The 460-nt window shown below is 75.9% G+C and carries 1 pseudogene; it reads right to left on the bottom strand.

Going from position 1 to position 460, the window contains the following annotated elements:
* Positions 1–460 (bottom strand): annotated as a pseudogene (locus G3I65_RS24970) (hypothetical protein); the annotation flags it as partial.

Below are 460 nucleotides of genomic sequence, written 5' to 3'. Positions count from 1 at the left end.
GATGGCCGCGATCCCGGGCCGGCCGGCCTCGCGCGCCGCGATCGCGGTGGTCACCAGCGCGATCGACAGGTAGGCGCCACCGTGCGCGGCCGCGATCGCCGCTTCGTCGCCTTCGGCGGTCAGGAAGGGCGTGAGCGCTTCGTCGGCCGCGACGGCCGCCGTCAGGTCCGCCACGAGGTCGAGCAGGCCGGGCCGGACTTGGGCCAGCAACCGCGTTTCCCGCACCGCTTCCGCTTCGCTGTCGGTGAAGGCGAACCCGAACGCGCCGTCCGGCGGCGGGGTCAGCTCCCCCGTCACCGGCGGCGCCGGGATTACCAGCCCGGCCAGGGTCAGCTCGACCGCGCCGTGCACGCGCTCGACCACCCACGATGGCACGGCTCGCAACGAACGCACGACCTCGGCTTCGGGCCAGTCCGGGAACCGCGGCGGCGGTTCGAGCGCCAGCCGGCCCAGCGCCGCC

It is taken from the genome of Amycolatopsis sp. SID8362 (genome assembly GCF_010550475.1).
Classification (GTDB): domain Bacteria; phylum Actinomycetota; class Actinomycetes; order Mycobacteriales; family Pseudonocardiaceae; genus Amycolatopsis; species Amycolatopsis eburnea.
The sequence above is the reverse complement of the archived record's forward strand: the minus strand, read 5'-3'. Positions and strand labels throughout refer to the sequence as shown.